The 13801-nt window shown below is 73.3% G+C and carries 18 protein-coding genes; 9 read left to right on the forward strand and 9 right to left on the reverse strand.

Annotated elements, in window-relative coordinates:
• Positions 1–33: 33 nt before the first annotated feature.
• Genes mftD through mftA form a run of 4 tightly spaced genes read right to left on the reverse strand, consistent with a single transcriptional unit; the run spans position 34 to position 2916 of the window.
• Complete coding sequence (gene mftD, locus E1266_RS28270; protein WP_132052147.1) at positions 34–1236, reverse strand: pre-mycofactocin synthase MftD; 1203 nt, start codon at positions 1234–1236, stop codon at positions 34–36.
• 43 nt (positions 1237–1279) lie between these two features.
• Complete coding sequence (gene mftC / locus E1266_RS28275) at positions 1280–2518, reverse strand: mycofactocin radical SAM maturase (RefSeq protein WP_132052149.1); 1239 nt, start codon at positions 2516–2518, stop codon at positions 1280–1282.
• Positions 2515–2790, reverse strand: coding sequence for a mycofactocin biosynthesis chaperone MftB (gene mftB / locus E1266_RS28280; RefSeq protein WP_132052151.1), 276 nt, complete (start codon positions 2788–2790; stop codon positions 2515–2517). The genes mftC and mftB overlap by 4 nt, the downstream gene beginning before the upstream one ends.
• 3 nt (positions 2791–2793) lie before the next feature.
• Positions 2794–2916, reverse strand: a complete 123-nt coding sequence (mftA, locus tag E1266_RS28285; protein ID WP_132052153.1) for a mycofactocin precursor MftA — start codon at positions 2914–2916, stop codon at positions 2794–2796.
• Between the two features lie 67 nt (positions 2917–2983).
• Here mftA and mftG point away from each other — a divergent pair, with 67 nt between their 5' ends.
• Entirely contained in the window at positions 2984–4507 is a 1524-nt protein-coding gene (gene mftG, locus E1266_RS28290; RefSeq protein WP_132052155.1) for a mycofactocin system GMC family oxidoreductase MftG, read from the forward strand.
• A 36-nt stretch (positions 4508–4543) separates the two neighbouring features.
• Here the strand turns inward: mftG and mftR are convergent, their stop codons facing one another.
• Positions 4544–5173 carry a mycofactocin system transcriptional regulator gene (gene mftR, locus E1266_RS28295; protein WP_243718980.1) on the reverse strand — a complete coding sequence of 210 codons (630 nt, stop codon included), beginning with the start codon at positions 5171–5173 and terminating at the stop codon, positions 4544–4546.
• Between the two features lie 182 nt (positions 5174–5355).
• Here mftR and E1266_RS28300 point away from each other — a divergent pair, with 182 nt between their 5' ends.
• The 4 genes from E1266_RS28300 (at position 5356) to E1266_RS28315 (ending at position 7767) form a co-directional block, all read left to right on the forward strand.
• Positions 5356–5841, forward strand: coding sequence for a hemerythrin domain-containing protein (locus tag E1266_RS28300; RefSeq protein ID WP_132052157.1), 486 nt, complete (start codon positions 5356–5358; stop codon positions 5839–5841).
• Positions 5842–5880: 39 nt separating this feature from the next.
• Positions 5881–6351 (forward strand): hypothetical protein, encoded by a 471-nt coding sequence (locus tag E1266_RS28305; RefSeq protein ID WP_132052159.1) that lies wholly within the window; start codon positions 5881–5883, stop codon positions 6349–6351.
• Positions 6352–6449: 98 nt separating this feature from the next.
• Entirely contained in the window at positions 6450–6797 is a 348-nt protein-coding gene (gene fdxA, locus E1266_RS28310; protein WP_132052161.1) for a ferredoxin, read from the forward strand.
• A gap of 115 nt (positions 6798–6912) precedes the next feature.
• A complete protein-coding gene (locus E1266_RS28315; RefSeq protein ID WP_132052163.1) occupies positions 6913–7767 on the forward strand; it encodes a universal stress protein in 855 nt (284 codons plus the stop codon).
• A gap of 20 nt (positions 7768–7787) precedes the next feature.
• Here the strand turns inward: E1266_RS28315 and E1266_RS28320 are convergent, their stop codons facing one another.
• Together E1266_RS28320 and E1266_RS28325 are read right to left on the reverse strand one after the other, a co-directional pair.
• Positions 7788–8006: a hypothetical protein gene (locus E1266_RS28320; protein ID WP_132052165.1), complete on the reverse strand. Its 219-nt coding sequence runs from the start codon at positions 8004–8006 to the stop codon at positions 7788–7790.
• A complete protein-coding gene (locus E1266_RS28325; RefSeq protein ID WP_132052167.1) occupies positions 7999–8394 on the reverse strand; it encodes a hypothetical protein in 396 nt (131 codons plus the stop codon). The genes E1266_RS28320 and E1266_RS28325 overlap by 8 nt, the downstream gene beginning before the upstream one ends.
• Before the next feature lie 174 nt (positions 8395–8568).
• Here E1266_RS28325 and E1266_RS28330 point away from each other — a divergent pair, with 174 nt between their 5' ends.
• A complete protein-coding gene (locus E1266_RS28330) occupies positions 8569–9420 on the forward strand; it encodes a universal stress protein (RefSeq protein ID WP_132052169.1) in 852 nt (283 codons plus the stop codon).
• A 42-nt stretch (positions 9421–9462) separates the two neighbouring features.
• Here the strand turns inward: E1266_RS28330 and E1266_RS28335 are convergent, their stop codons facing one another.
• A complete protein-coding gene (locus tag E1266_RS28335) occupies positions 9463–10284 on the reverse strand; it encodes an SAM-dependent methyltransferase (protein WP_132052171.1) in 822 nt (273 codons plus the stop codon).
• 157 nt (positions 10285–10441) lie between these two features.
• On the opposite strand from E1266_RS28335, the gene E1266_RS28340 reads away from it, so the two are divergent.
• The 3 genes from E1266_RS28340 to E1266_RS28350 all read left to right on the forward strand — a co-directional run bounded on the left by E1266_RS28340 (position 10442) and on the right by E1266_RS28350 (position 11956).
• Positions 10442–10735, forward strand: coding sequence for a hypothetical protein (locus E1266_RS28340; RefSeq protein ID WP_132052173.1), 294 nt, complete (start codon positions 10442–10444; stop codon positions 10733–10735).
• A 1-nt stretch (position 10736) separates the two neighbouring features.
• Entirely contained in the window at positions 10737–11273 is a 537-nt protein-coding gene (locus tag E1266_RS28345; protein ID WP_243718982.1) for a GNAT family N-acetyltransferase, read from the forward strand.
• Positions 11274–11347: 74 nt separating this feature from the next.
• Positions 11348–11956, forward strand: a complete 609-nt coding sequence (locus tag E1266_RS28350; RefSeq protein WP_132052177.1) for a GNAT family N-acetyltransferase — start codon at positions 11348–11350, stop codon at positions 11954–11956.
• Between the two features lie 40 nt (positions 11957–11996).
• On the opposite strand, the gene E1266_RS28355 is transcribed toward E1266_RS28350, so the two are convergent.
• On the reverse strand, positions 11997–13801 hold a 1805-nt coding region (locus E1266_RS28355), incomplete at its 5' end, for an FAD-dependent oxidoreductase (protein WP_207945961.1).

Raw genomic sequence — 13801 nt, forward strand, 5'->3', positions numbered from 1 at the left:
AGACAGGGATCATCGTCCCCGGCACCCGCCACGTCAGCCCTCGGACCCGCCGCCCAGCGTGAGCCGGAAGTCCCGCGGAACGACGAGGTCGTCCGGGGACAGGTCGCGGACGCCGGCGTGCCCCAGGCCGAGGACGGCGGAGTCGAGGCCGCTGCGCAGGATGTCCAGGACGTTCTCCACCCCGGCCTCCCCGTTCGCGGCCAGGCCCCACAGGTAGGCGCGGCCGATGAGCACGGCCCGCGCCCCCAGGGCGAGCGCCTTGGCGACGTCCCCGCCGCGCCGCACGCCGCCGTCGAGCAGCACCTCGACCTGGTCGCCGACCGCGTCCGCGATGGACGGCAGGACGCGGATCGTGGCGGGCGTCGTGTCGAGGTTGTTGCCGCCGTGGTTCGACACCGACAGCGCAGTCACCCCGGCGTCGACGGCCCGCTTCGCGTCGTCGACCCGCGTGACGCCCTTGAGCATGAACGGGCCGCCCCACTCCTTGCGCAGCCACGCCAGGTCCTCCCAGGTGGGCGGCGGCGTCTGCATCCACTCCCCGTAGGCGCCGAAGAAGGTGGGGGCGGGCCCGTCCGGCGGCTTGAGGTTGGGGGTGGTCAGGTCGGGCAGCCGCCCCGACTTCGCGAAGCGCCACAGCCAGCCGGGGTAGGGCAGGACGCCCGGCGCCAGCTTCGCCACCGTCTTCGCGTCGATCTTCTCCGGGATCGTGGGGCTGCCCCAGTCGCGGCCGTGGGAGAACGACCAGTCGAGCGTGGCGATGAGCGCCTTGGCGCCCGCCGCCTTCGCGCGCTCCATGCGCCGCACCATCGCGTCGCGGTCGCCGCTCCAGTACATCTGGAAGAACACGTTCGGGTTGGCGGCGGCGACCTCCTCCACGGGCTTGCTCGCGAACGAGCTGAGGCCCATGATGACGCCCCGGTTGGCGGCGGCCCGCGCCACGGCGACCTCGCCGTCGGGATGGACGGCCTGGACCCCGGTGGGGGAGATGAGCACCGGGAACGACGACTCCACGCCCATCACGGTGGTGGAGAGGTCGCGCTCCGCCCTGTCACCGGCGGCGCTCCGGCCGACGACGCGGGGCGCGAAGCCGAGTTCGCCGAACGCCTTGATGTTGTCGTCGACCGTCCGGCCGCGCTCCGAGCCCGCGACCAGGGCCCCGTAGACCATGTACGGCAGCCGCCGCTTGGCGCGCCGCTGGGCCTCGGCCACGGTCTCGAACCACGGGTTCCTGAACATGTCGCGATCTCTCCTGCGGTGGATTCAACCTGGCTTGGGCGGATCAAGGGATCTTCAGGCCGGCGAGGGGGTTCTCCTCGCAGGCGCTCACCGGCGGGCGTTCGGGGGGACGGCTCATCAGCTGCACCGGGACCGGCCGCCTCCGGGCGGGCGCCGTGCGGTGCGAGTGGTCGGCGGACGGCCGGGGAATCCCCGCGCGGTCCTCGGGACGGCCCGCGAGCAGCTTCTCGCCGTGCCCCTGGACGCACTCGGGGTCGGGGCCGTCCAGCGGCAGCCCGGTGAAGAACTTGGCGGCCATGCAGCCGCCCTTGCACGTGTCGTAGAAGGCGCAGGAGCTGCACGCGCCGCCGTTCTGCGGCTGCCGGAGGTCGCGGAACAGCTCCGACTCGCGCCAGACGCGGGTGAAACCGCCCGGCTGCCGGGTGTTGCCCGCGAGGAACTCCTCGTGGATCGCGAACGGGCAGGCGTACACGTCGCCGACCGGGTCGATGAGGCACACCACCCGGCCCGCGCCGCACATGTTCAGGCCCGGCAGGGCCTCCCCGTAGGCGGACAGGTGGAAGAAGGAGTCACCGGTCAGGACGCTGTCGCCGTGGGCGACGAGCCAGTCGTACAGCTCGCGCTGCTGACCGCTGGTGGGGTGCAGTTCGTCCCACACGTCGGCGCCGCGGCCGGACGGGCGCAGCCGGGTCAGCCGGAGCTGGGCGCCGTACTCGTCGGCGAGCGCCTTGAACGCGTCCATCTGCGGGATGTTGTGCCGGGTGCACACGACAGACAGCTTGAAGTTCTTCATGCCGGCGTCCGCGAGGTTGCGCATCGCGCGGACGGCGGTGTCGTAGGAGCCGGGACCGCGCAGCGCGTCGTTGACCTCGGCGGTGGCGCCGTCCAGCGAGATCTGCACGTCGACGTAGTCGTTGGCGGCGAGCCTGGCCGCCGCCTCCGGGGTGATCCGGACGCCGTTCGTGGAGAACTTCACGCCCACGTGGTGCGCGGTGGCGTAGTCGAGCAGCTCCCAGAAGTCGGGGCGCACGGTCGGCTCGCCGCCGCCGATGTTGACGTAGAAGACTTGCATGGCCTCCAGCTCGTCGATGACGGCCTTGGCCTCGTCCGTGCTCAGCTCGCGCGGGTCGCGGCGCCCCGAGCTGGACAGGCAGTGCGCGCACGACAGGTTGCAGGCGTAGGTGAGTTCCCAGGTCAGGCAGATCGGCGCGTCGAGTCCGCGCTCGAACAGGTCGACCAGCCGCGTCCCCTTGGCGGGGGCGGCCGTCGCAGGGGTGGTCATGGGGTCCTTTCGACGAGCATCGAGGACCGGACGAGCGTGCCGAGCGCCGCGCGGTACCGGGCCAGGTCCGATTCCGGGACGCCGGCCGCCGCGCAGGCGTCCCGGGCGGTCCGCGCGTCGCCCAGGGAGCGGACGACGTCGAGGAGCCGGCGGTCCTTGAGGAACGACAGCTTGCGCGTGCCGAAGTGGTAGAGCAGCGCGCCGAAGGGCTCGGGCCGCACCGAGACCTGCGGGTGCAGGTCCCAGGCGCGGTCGAGGTCGATGCCCTGCATCGGCTAGTAGACGCCGCACATGCCGTCGATCGAGACCTCCTCGATCAGGGACTCGGCGACGTCGACTTCCCGGGCGGCGTCGTCCGCCTGGTCCGCCACCTGGTTCTCCGGCGCGTTGGTGTCCATCCTGGCCTCCTTGTCCGACTTGGCAGGGATACTAAAGGCATCGAGTGCCAAAAGATAGGGTCCGGTCATGATTCCGCGTGCCGACGTGCTCGTCGTGGGGGCGGGCGGCAGCGGCGCCGCCCTGGCCGCGAGGCTCAGCGCGGACCCCGGCCGCAGGGTCGTCGTGGTGGAGGCCGGGCCGGTGCCGCGCGCCCCGGCGGAGTTCCCGGCGGACCTCCTGGACGCCCGCCTCGTGCCCGGCGCCCGGCAGGGGGGCGACGCCGTCCGGATGCTTCCCGCCGTGCTCGCGCCCGGCATGCCCTACATGGCGCCCCGGGGCCGCTTCCTCGGCGGGTCGACCACCGTCAACGGCGGCTACTTCGTCCGGGCGCGGCGCGCGGACTTCGACCGCTGGTCGGCCGCGGCGGGCGACGGCCGCTGGTCCTACGAGCGGGTGCTGCCGCTCCTCCGGGCGCTGGAGACGGACCTCGACTTCGGGGACGCCCCCGAGCACGGGGACCGCGGTCCCGTACCGGTGCGCCGGGGCGGCCTGGACCATCCCGCCGCGGCCGCGTTCGAGGCCGCCGCCCGCGAGCTCGGCCATCCGGGCGAGCCGGACAAGAACGCCCAGGACGCGCCCGGGTTCGGCCCGGTGCCGTCGAACACGCGGGACGGCCGCCGCGTCAACACCGGGCTCGCCTACCTGCTCGGCGCGGCGCACCGCCCCAACCTCACCCTGCTCGGCGGCTGCACGGTGCGGTCGCTGGTCATCGACCGCGGCAGGGCCACCGGGGTCGTGGCCGAGTTGGACGGGCGGCGCACCGTCCTGGAGGCGGGGGAGGTCGTCCTGTGCGCGGGGGCCCTCGCCTCACCGCACCTGCTGCACCTGTCGGGGATCGGCCCCGCCGCGGACCTGGAGCGGGGCGGCATCCGGGCCGTGCACGACCTGCCCGCCGTCGGCGCCGCGCTGAGCGACCATCCGCAGGTGGTCGTGGAGTGGGCGCCCCGGCGGCGGCTGCCCGGACCGTCCGGCTCGTGGCTGGGCGGGGCGCTGCACCTGTCGTCCTCCGGCTCCCGCGGCGCGGGCGATCTGGAGATCCTCCAGTCCCTGGTGCCGATGGCGGGCCTGGTCGCCGGGACGACCACGGCCCCCGGCGCGCCCCTGCCCTTCTTCGCCTCCGTGCAGGCACCGCGCAGGACCGGCGGCCTGCGGACCCTGTCGGCCGATCCCGAGGTTCCGCCGCGGGTCGAGTACGGGTACCTGGAGACCGCGGCCGACCGGCGCCGGATGCGCGAGGCGGTGCGGGCGGCGGCGGCCGTGGTGGCGACCGCCGCGTTCGCCGAGGTGGCCCAGGACCTCGCCGAACCGGGCACGAGGACCCTGGACGACGACCACGCCCTCGACCGCTGGATACGCGCGCGGCTCGGAACGTCCCAGCACACCTGCGGCACCGTTCCGATGGGGGCCGCCGTCGACGGCCGCGGCGGCGTGCACGGGCTGGAGGGGCTCCGGGTCGCCGACACCTCGATCCTGCCGGCGGCCCCGCTGCGCGGCCCGGCCGCCACGGCCGTCCTCATCGGCGAGGTCGTCGCTCGCGCCATGAACGGGTAGGACGTCTGAGCGTGAGCGGGCAGAAGGAGCGGTCTGTCAAGACGCGGGTGCCGCGTCGTCCAGGACCGCCGCGAGCCCGTCGCCCAGATGCCGGATCGCCTCGTCCAGCAGGTCGGACAGCGCCCGCTGGTCCCCGCCCTCCAGCCAGTGCTCGTATGCGGAGACCGCGGCGGCGAGGACGAGGTGCCCGGTCAGCCGGGGGACCGGCGCCGACGCGGGGGCACCGGTCCGAGTCGCCACGAACTCGGTGATGATCATCCGCCAGGACGCGTAGCGCAGGGTGGCGTCCGCCTGGAGGGTCGGCACCCGCAGGATGAGCTCCATGCGCTGCCGGTGCCAGGGCACCTCCTGCGGATCGAAGCGGTTGAACCCGACCACGGCCCGGCGCACCGCGTCCATCGTCGGCGTGCTCGGACCGGCCTCGTCCAGCAGCGCGCGCAGCCTGCGCAGCTGCCCTTCGAAGTCGCCCCAGACCAGGTCGTTCTTGGACGCGAAGTAGCGGAAGAACGTCCGGCGTGCGATCCCCGCCGCGGCCGCGATGTCGTCCACCGTCGTCTCGTCGAAGCCCCGCCGGGCGAACAGCTCGAAGGCGCGCCGCTCCAGGACGGCCGGCGACGTCGCGCGCGGCCGGCCCATCATCCGCCGGACACCGGCATCCGAGCTCACGCGCCCCAGCCTGCCACGCTCGGCGCCGTCATGGCCGGTCGTGCGGAGGACTCCCGGCGGCGGCCGCTCGGCGCACCGGCCGGCCGGTCCGCGCGCTTTACATTTTTCCCAATACAACCTATAAAAACAGGGGACACTGGATAAAAGCCGGAGCCTTGGCGGCCGGGAGCAGGGAGGGGCGCATGGACGGCGAGGCACTGTCCGCGGCGCTGGAGCGCGAGCACCGCGAGATCGACGAAGGGATCGAGTCCTTCACCGCCGCTCTGGCGGAGGGCAGGGGGGACGGCGTGCCGCTCAAGCGCGCGTTGGAGGGGCTGCGCCGCCACATCTACCTCGAAGAGGAGTTCCTGTTCCCGCCGCTGCAGGAGGCGGGGCTGATGGCGCCGGTCTTCGTCATGCTGCGCGAGCACGGCGAGCTCTGGCGGACGATGGACCGCCTGGAGGCCGCGACCGCCCGCGGCCCCGCGAACCCCCACCCGGAAGGCGAGGTGCGGGAGCTGTGCACCGAATTGCTGGGGCTGCTGGACCGGCACAACTCCAAGGAGGAGCCGATCCTCTACCCGCAGGCCGACGCGGTGCTGGAGCCCGGAGCGATCGACCACCTCCGGCGCTTCCTCGCCTCCGGCCGGCTGCCCGAGGGATGGGCGTGCCGGCAGGCGCACATCTGACGGCCATCCGGGGACCGGAACGAGAACGCGGAGGCAGGAATGTCCCATGAGATCGAGGCGGGGCTCGCAGGCGTCCTCGTCCTCGCCACGTCGGTGTGGACCGGCGGATTCGCGGCGATCGCCGTCGTGGCGCGGGTCACCGCCCGCACGCTCGCTCCCGGCGACCGGGTCGCGTTCTTCCGCGCCCTCGGCCGCGCCTACGGGGTGATCGGCTCCGCCGCGCTGGGCCTCGCCCTCGGCAGCGGAACGGTACTGGTCGCCGGGCGCCCCTGGGACGGCGTGCTCGTCGCCGCGGCGGTGGTGGCCGCGGCCCTCGTGCTCACCCTGCTGGCCGGGGTCGTCCAGGCACGCCGGATGACCCGCCTGCGCCACGGCGCCCTGGCGGAACCAGGCGACGAGCGGCGGGCCGATCTCGTCCGCAGGGGAGCGCGCGGCGCCGGCGTGCTGCGCGCGTTCATCGGCGCGCTGACCCTCGTCCTCATCGCCCTCGGGGCGGTCATGGCGACCTGACCGCGAACGCGGCGAGCTGGAACGACTTTTAACGGTTTATACAAGTAAAACAGTGCAAAATCGGGGCCGGGACGACGGACCTGATCGAGGAGGCCGCAGTGACATATGTGATCGGGGAGCCGTGCATCGACGTCATGGATCGCGCCTGCGTCGAGGAGTGCCCGGTCGACTGCATCTACGAGGGTGAGCGGGCGCTGTACATCCACCCCGACGAGTGCGTCGACTGCGGCGCGTGCGAGCCGGTCTGCCCGGTCGAGGCCATCTACTACGAGGACGACCTGCCGGCGGCGCTGGAGCCCTACAGGGACGACAACGCGCGCTTCTTCAGCGAGACGCTCCCCGGCCGCGACGCGCCGCTGGACACGCCCGGCGGCGCGGCCAAACTCGGCCCCCTCGGCGTGGACACCCCCTTGGTCGCCGCCCATCCGAAGCCCGGCGAGGAGTAGGCCCCGCGGATTTGCGCGAGCCCGGGAGAAGCCTCCCGCCGGTCCCCGGGACGTTCGTCCGCCGAGACAGGGCCTTTCGGCCGTCGATCTTGGGGAAGGGACGTCTAGTGTCGAAATGGACTTCGAGTTGGAGGTGACGCCCATGGCGGCTCCGATCATCGTGGGGATCGACGGTTCGACCCACTCCCGGCGGGCCCTGGACTGGGCCGCCGACCACGGCGCCCGCCACCGCCTGCCGCTGCGGCTGGTGCACGCGTCGCGCGCCCTGGAGCCGGGCGGGTCGATCCCGTACGACGCGCTACGCCGGCTGGTCGCCGAGCGGGAGGACATGCTGGCCGAGGCCCGGGACCACGCGGTGAAGCGGCACTCCGGCCTGGACGTCACGACGAGCCTGCTCGAGACCGATCCGGGCGGTGCGCTGGTCGACGCGAGCGACGAGGCCGCGCTGGTGGTCGTCGGATCGCGCGGGCAGGGCGGTTTCGAGGGCCTGCTGTTCGGGTCGGTCGGCCTCCACACCGCCGCCCGCGCCCGGTGCCCGGTGATGGTGGTGACCCGTCCCGCGCCCGACCCCGATGACGCGCCGGCCGAGATCGTGGTCGGTGTCGAGGGGGAGCCCGGCGACGGGGCGGCCGTCCGCTGGGCCTTCGCGGACGCCGCGGCCCGCGGCGCCGGGGTCGTCGCGCTGCACGCCGCCGGCGGCGAGTTCTCACCCCGCCGCCGCGTCATCGAGGAGATGGAGCTGTCGGAGGCGGTCGCCGGGATGGGCGAGGACTTCCCGGACGTCGCCGTGCGGCCGCTGGTGTCCGACCGCACCGCGTCGCAGGCGCTGGTCGAGGCGTCGGAGAGCGCCGCGCTGGTCGTGGTCGGCGCCCGCACCCGCAAGAGCCTGATCGGCATGGGGCTCGGGCGCGTCAACCACGTGGTCCTGCACCATTCCCGCTGCCCGGTCGTCCTCGTGCCGACGTCCTGACGCCAGGGGAGCGCCTCCGGTCAGCTTCCCAGCGGGAGCAGGTCGGGCTCGGGCCGGTTCGCCGAGACCGGGCCGGCGGTGTCACTGCCCCCGGCCGCGGACAGGGCGGTCTCCAGCGTCGCCGCCAGCGCCTCCACGGTCTCGGTCAGCAGGGCGACCCGCCGTTCCAGGATCACCACGCGGTGCTCCAGAACGGGGATGGACGGCGCCGCGGACGCGGTGACGATCTGCCTAGGCATCGTGGAGCTCCTTCGTCTCGTCGTGCCGCGGGCCCGCCGGCGCGGTCCCGCGGTGCGGCCTGCGGCGCGCCTCCCAGTACCCGGCCAGGTGGTGCACCCGGGCGCGCAGCCGGGCGGCGGCGAGGCCGATGGCCTCGGGCATCGTGGCCCCGGACGCGTAGGCGTTGACGGGGCGGCCGTTGAGGTCCACCCGGATCGAGACCAGGTCGGGGCGGGACGCGGCCGGGTCCCGCAGCCGGTTCAGGGTGACCTTCGCGTACAGGATCGGGCGCGGCGGGTGCGCCAGCGCCCTGCCGACCGCCTCGCGGGCGCGCTCCACGTCGGCCGGCGACACGTCGTTGACGGTGGTGAACTGGATGTCGAGCCTTTCCTGTCCGGTGCCGGGCAACGTGGGCCTCCTTCTGCGGGATCTCCGGTCACCACCAGCCTCCTTCGCGCGCGCACGCGCCCGTAGGGACCTTGGTCACCTGCCGCGTGGCCGGTTGGCCCGTTCGCCGTGCCGGTGATAAGCGGCGCCAATGTGGGGACGTTCGTCGTGAGCCCTCTCGAAGAGGAGAACCCGATGTCCGAACCGATCGTCGTCGGCACCGACGGGTCCGGCGAGTCGGACAGTGCCGTTGACTGGGCCGCCGCGGAGGCCGCCCTGCGGGAGCGTCCCCTGCGGATCGTCCACGCCGTGGCGGCCCGGCCCACCAAGACGCCGCTGTTCTCGCCGGCCGAGAAGGCCGAGCGTCTCGCCCGCGTGGGGCAGGCGGTCGTCGACAGGGCCCGCGAGCGGGTCCGCGAGCGGTGGCCGGCCGTCGAGACCGCGACCGCCGTCGTCGCGGAGGAGACGCACGAGGCCCTGCTGCGGCAGGCGGAGGGGGCGTTCGAACTGGTGCTGGGCCGCCGCGGGAGGGGCGGGTTCGCCAGCCTGCTGCTCGGGTCCACGAGCCTGCGGATGGCCTCGCGCAGCACCGTCCCGGTCGTGATCGTGCGCGGGGAGGCGACCGAGCGCGGCGAGGTCGTCGCGGGAATCGACGTGCGCAGGGACGTCGACGCCGTGCTCGAGTATGCCTTCGAGGCGGCCTCGCTGCGCGGTGCCCGGCTCCGGGTCGTCCACGCGTGGCAGCTGTCCACGACGCTCATCGACGCCGGCTACACCGTCGAGGACGAGGACGCCGGCCCGGAGCTGCGGGACCGGGTCGCCGCCGCGTGCGAGCCGCTGCAGCGCAGGTACCCGCAGGTGGACGCCGTCGGCGAGGTCGTACTGGAGCACCCGGTGCAGGCGCTCACCAGGCCGTCCCGCGCCGCCCGCCTCCTCGTGGTGGGCGCGCGCGAGCGCCGCCGGGGCGCGCCGCGGCTCGGGTCCACCGGCCACGGCGTAGTCCACCACGCGCAGTGCCCGGTCGCCGTCGTCCCCTCCCGCCGGTGACGCCCGGCCACCGGCGGGAGGTCCTCACCGGGCGATGACGGCTCAGCCGGTCGCCGGGGACGGCTTCCTCGCGACACCGCAGAACGCCGTGACCACCGGCGGGTCTCCCCAGGGCGTCGCCTCGGGACGCCACCGGGACACCGACACGACGCCGGGCTCCAGCAGTTCCAGGCCGTCGAAGTAGGTAGCGAGCTGCTCGGGCGTGCGGAGCTTGTAGGGGTCGCCGGCTTCGGCGCGGGTCCGCTCGGCCTCGGCGGCGGCGTCGGGGTTCACGGCGGCGGTGCCGTCCTCCAGGACCAGGTAGCTGCCGCCGGGGAGCGCGCCGACCAGCCGGTCGCGGATCGCCCGCGCCTCGTCGTCGTCCTCGATGTTGCCGAGGATGCCGAGCATCATCAGCGCGATCGGCCGGTCGAAGTCGAGCGTGCGGGCCGCCCGCTCGATGATGTCGCCGGGGTTGCGGACGTCGGCGTCGATGTAGTCGCACTCCCCTTCCGGGGTGCTCGCCAGCAGCGCGCGGGCGTGCAGGAGCACCAGCGGGTCGTTGTCGACGTAGACGATGCGGCACGCCGGGTCGACCCGCTGCGCCACCTCGTGGGTGTTGTCGACGGTCGGCAGGCCGGTGCCGATGTCGAGGAACTGCGTGATGCCCTCCTCGCCCGCCAGGTACCGGACCGCGCGGCCGAGGAAGGCCCGCGAGTGGCGCGCGACGTCCACGATCTCGGGGTACAGCTCGCGCACCTGGTCGCCCACCTGCCGGTCGATGGGGTAGTTGTCCTTGCCGCCCAGCCAGTAGTTCCACACCCTCGCCGAATGCGGAACCCCGGTGTCGAAGCCCGGGTCGGCAGCGGACTGGTTCTCTCCCATGGACGGCGCCCTCCGGCTCGGAAATCCTGCCGGGATTCTTCAATACGGTGCGCCCCTCGGCAACACGGCGAAAACGCCCCGCACCCGCCCGGCGCGCCCCGGGCCGCCCGCAATGGGAGATAATCGGGCACCACGAACTCCCACGCTTGGAACGACGGTGCACGAGTACTTCTATTTCGAGGTCGGTCAGTACGAACGCCATCTGGTCGAGTACTTCTACGACCGCTTCTGGGGCAAGGTGCGGATCACTGTGGATCGCCACGAGGTCGTGAAAGGCTCCCTGCTCTTCAGCTTCGCCATGACGAAGCGCTTCGAGTTCACCGTCGGTCACCAGGAGCGCCACCACGTGATCATCGACAAGACCCGCAAGGTGCTGTTCGCGGGCTTCCGCCCCTCGGTCTACAACGTGTACGTCGATGGGCGGCACGCCTTCACCCACGAGGCGGTCTGAGTTGCGCACCGAGCGGCTCGTGATGCGGCGCTGGCAGGACGGCGACCGGGAGCCGTTCGCCGCCATGAACGCCGACCCCGAGGTCATGGAGCACTTCCCCGCCCCGCTGACCCGCGCGGAGAGCGACGCGCTGATCGCCTCGTTCGAGACCCGCTTCGAGGAGGACGGCTTCGGCTTCTGGGCGCTGGAGACCGCCGGGACCGGCGAGTTCGTCGGGTTCACCGGCCTGTCCGCCGTGCGCTTCCAGGCGCCCTTCGTCCCCGCCGTGGAGATCGGCTGGCGGCTCGTCCGGTCCGCGTGGGGGCACGGCTACGCCTCCGAGGCCGCCCGCCGCGCACTCCGGTTCGCCTTCGAGGACGGCATCGACGAGGTCGTCTCCTTCACCGCCGCGGCCAACACCAGATCCCGCGCCGTCATGGAACGCATAGGCATGACCCGCGACCCCGCAGACGATTTCGACCGCCCACTAGTGCCGGACGGCCACCGCCTCAAACGCCACGTCCTCTACCGCACCACCACCGCCAAGCACGCCGGGTAGCTCCCTTCGGGCCGATTGCGGACCGTCGCAAAGCGAGTTTCGTCCTCGGCGGATCACCTCCTACCCTGGCCGGGATGATCGACAACAGTGGCGGAGCGCGTCCCGCCGTCCCCGCGGACCTGGACGCCATCGCCGACACCCTCGCAAGTGCGTTCGCCGACTATCCCTGGACCCGCTGGACCGTGTCCGCCGACGACCACCCGCGCCGCCTGCGCGCACTCCAGCTCTACTTCACCGAGAAGGTCGGGCTGCCTTACGGCCGCGTCTGGACGGCCGGTGACAACGCCGCCGCCGCGGTGTGGACGACTCCCGCTACCGCCGTCCCGCCCGAGGTGTTCACCGGACCGGAACTCGCCGCCCTGTACGGCGACCGCGCCCCGTACGCCATCGAGGCCGAGGAGTTCCTCGCGCCCTACCGCCCGTCCCGTCCCGGCTGGTTCCTGGCGACCATCGGCGTCCGCCGCGACATGCAGGGGCGCGGCCTCGGCCGGGCCGTCCTCGCACCCGGCCTGGCCGAGGCGGACAGGACCGGCCATGACGCCTACTTGGAGACCGCCGACGAACGCAACGTCCGCTTCTACGAGCGCTTCGGCTTCGAGACCACCGCCGACCTCCGCCTCCCCGGCGGCGGCCCCCGCACCTGGTGCATGACCCGCCGTCCGAACACCGCCGCGCCCCGCTAGGCGCCGCCCTTCCCGGGCGGCCGTCCGACCACGGGCGGGGTCACATCGTGTCGAAGAGGTTGGGGCGGCCTGTGCGGAAGCGGTGCGCGTCGATCTCCTTGAGGCCGTCGAGTTCCGGGGGCTGGTACAGGGGCCAGATCTGGGCCCGCTCCGCGGGGGAGTCGGCCGCGTCCAGCAGCGCGTTGACGGCCGCGCGGCCGGACTCGTTGGCGCCCTCCATGGTGGCCAGGTCGACGCTCGTGCGGACGTAGTCGCCCGCCAGGAAGAGGTTCGGGACCTCCGTGCGGGGGTGCGGCCGCTTCTGCCAGCTCCCGACCGTGTTGACCATGAGGGGCTCGTCGTTGGAGTTGCGCCCGGCGGACGCGTCCCAGCTGATCGCCGGGTCCAGGAACCAGGAGTGGACGAGGTCGTCGGGCAGGACGGACCGGCCGGTGTCCTCCAGGTGGTCCTTCATCTGCGCCCACGCCTCCTTGGCGACCTGGGCGGGGCTGCACTGCTTCGCCGGCCTGCCGTACACGATCCCCGGGGTGTCCCAGTCGGAGATGTCCAGGGACAGGGTGTCGAGGACGTTCCCGTCGCCGTAGTCGGCCGGGATGTCCCGGTCCCACAGCCTGCTCTGCAGGACCGCGGTGAGCTGCCACGGCGAGTCCATGAAGTTGACCTCCTGCGGGATGCCGTCCGGGGTGCGGCGCAGGAAGAACTGCAGGCCGTTCATCCACTCGGTGTGCAGGTCCTTGATCGACTCCAGGGCGGGGTCCAGGGCCAGCACCGCCGGTGACAGCAGGTCCCGCGCCCGCTCGACCGGCATCGCGCTGACGAACCAGTCGGCCTCGGCGGTGCGGCGGCGGCCGGCCGCGTCCACCAGCCGGACGGACCGCACGCGGCCCGACGCGATCTCCAGGGCCTCGACCGTCTGCCCGACCTCGAACCGCACGCCGCGGTCACGCAGGTAGCTCACCCAGGGGTCGATCCACGCCTCGTTGGTGGGCGCGTTGAGCATCCGGGCCAGGCCGCCGTCCGCGCCGAGGCCGATGCCCGACAGCAGGAACGCCTGGCCCATGGCGCCGACCGTCTTGGTGCTGGCGACCTTCTCCTTGACGGCGACCAGCCCGCGCGTCAGGAACCGCGCCACGATCGCCCGGTAGTCCTCGGACTTGCCCTCCGCCCGCACGTAATCCCACCACGTGACGTTCTCCCACTGCCCCAGGCGCCGTTCCTCGCTGCTGGTCACGTAGACGATGAAGCGGTTGACGAACAGGGCGAGCTCGTCCGCCGGGAGGGCGCCCGCCTGCTCGGCGAGACCCGTCAGCGTCTCCTTGAGCACGTCCAGGCTCAGGCCGCCGCCCGGGCCGGTCAGCTCGGGCACGATGATGTCGGAGCGGCCGCCGTTCCGGGCGATCCGCGTCGACGACAGCGGGAACATGTTGTCGTGGACGCCGTTGGCGTTGCCCGGGAACGGGGTCCGCCGCATCGAGTCGGGGACGTTCCGGTAGAAGCCGGGGAAGAACCGGAAGCCGTGCTCGCCCTGCAGGTCCTTCCGCCCGCCCTTGCCGGTGCCCTCGATCGGGATGCTCCGGGCCTTGCCGCCGAGGGCCTTGCGTTCGAAGACGGTGACGTCGAAGCCCCGCTCGGCCAGCTCGTGGGCGGCGGCCAGGCCGGACATGCCGCCGCCCAGGACGGCCACCTTCCGGCCGGTTCCCGGCGCCGCACGGGCGGACCGGACGGGCAGCAGCGTCGCCGCGCCCACCGCGGCCGTGCCGTACAGCATCCGCCGCCGTGTGATGCCTTCGTGTGCAGGGTGCTCATCGGGCAGAGGCATGTTCGCCGTCCTCTGGGGGGGTGGGG

It is taken from the genome of Actinomadura sp. 7K534 (assembly GCF_004348575.1).
Lineage (GTDB): Bacteria > Actinomycetota > Actinomycetes > Streptosporangiales > Streptosporangiaceae > Spirillospora > Spirillospora livida.